The 1,706-nt window shown below is 48.3% G+C and carries 1 protein-coding gene; it reads left to right on the top strand.

The window, feature by feature from the left end:
* Positions 1 to 1,706: DNA polymerase (locus tag R7P72_RS23935; protein WP_318110815.1), on the top strand; the 1,706-nt coding region annotated here is incomplete at both ends.

The following is a 1,706-nucleotide window of genomic DNA, read 5'->3' as shown; positions in this document are numbered from 1 at the left end:
TCGTGCGATGGGGTTGCCGTTGATCTGCGTTCCTGGCGTGGAAGCAGATGACGTCATCGGTACGTTGGCTTACCAAGCCTCGCAACAAGGCATGCCTGTTTTAATCAGTACTGGCGATAAAGATATGGCTCAGCTGGTGGATGACAACATTACCTTGATCAACACCATGACGAACGTAGTGATGGATCGTGAAGGGGTGGTGGAAAAATTTGGTATTCCGCCAGAGTTGATCATCGACTATCTAGCGTTGATGGGCGATAAAGTCGATAACATCCCTGGTGTACCGGGCGTGTGCGACAAAACGGCGACCGCTTTGCTGCAAGGCATTGGTGGCCTGACTAAGTTGTACGAAAATCTGGATGATATCGCGGCACTTGGTTTCCGCGGTTCGAAAACCATGGCGAAGAAGCTGGTCGACAACAAAGACAACGCTATGCTGTCTTATGAGCTGGCTACCATCAAGCTGGATGTGGAACTGGAAGAAACACCAGAGTCGCTACTGAAAGCAGAGCCAAACAAAGACGAATTGATCAAACTGTATGGTCAGTTGACGTTTAAGTCTTGGCTGAACGAATTGCTTGAAGGCGGCTCAGGCACTGTCGAAGCGGTTGAACTTGCAGGCTCTGCGCAAGCATCATCATCTTCTTCGCATGCTGAAATGGAAACCTCAGCGGTAACGATTGATCGCAGTCAGTACGAAACCATTTTGGACGAAGCTTCTTTCAATGCGTGGCTAGAAAAACTCAAAGCGGCAGAGTTGTTTGCCTTTGATACTGAAACCGACAGCCTTGATTACATGGTGGCGAACCTCGTCGGTTTGTCATTTGCTATCGATGAAGGTATTGCGGCTTATGTCCCTGTCGCACACGATTATTTGGATGCGCCAGAGCAACTGGATCGCGATTGGGTTCTTGAGCAGCTGAAACCGATTCTTGAAGACGACGCTCAAGCGAAAGTCGGTCAGAACCTAAAATACGACGCGTCTGTGCTGGCACGTTACGGCATCGAGATGAAAGGCATCAAATACGACACCATGTTGGCGTCTTACGTTTACAACAGCGTAGGCGGCAAACACGACATGGACAGCTTGGCACTTCGTTTCCTACAACACAGCTGCATTTCATTCGAACAAATCGCGGGTAAAGGTAAAAACCAACTGACCTTCAACCAAATTGAGCTTGAGCAAGCATCGCCATACGCAGCAGAAGATGCAGACGTCACGCTTCGTCTGCACAATCGTCTGTTTGCTAACATCGAACAAGATGAAAAGTTAAAATCGGTTTACGAAGAAATCGAAATGCCGCTAGTCCCTGTTTTGTCTCGCATTGAGCGCACTGGTGTTCTGATTGATGACATGAAACTGAGCGCTCAATCGGTAGAAATCGCAGCCCGTTTAGAAGAGCTTGAACAAAAAGCTTACGAAATCGCAGAACAAGAGTTCAACATGAACTCGCCGAAGCAGCTGCAAGCTATCCTATTTGAAAAAATGGGCCTACCTGTTGTGAAGAAGACACCATCTGGCACACCTTCAACCAATGAAGAGGTGTTGCAAGAGCTTGCGTTGGATTACCCACTGCCAAAACTGATCCTAGAATACCGTGGTTTAGCGAAGCTGAAGTCGACATACACAGACAAGCTGCCGAAGATGATCAACCCTTCAACTGGTCGTGTACACACCTCTTACCATCAAGCGGTGACTGCGACAG

The sequence above is a fragment of the Vibrio sp. Vb0888 genome (genome assembly GCF_033338835.1).
Taxonomy (GTDB): Bacteria; Pseudomonadota; Gammaproteobacteria; order Enterobacterales; family Vibrionaceae; genus Vibrio; species Vibrio alginolyticus.
The sequence above is the reverse complement of the archived record's forward strand: the minus strand, read 5'-3'. Positions and strand labels throughout refer to the sequence as shown.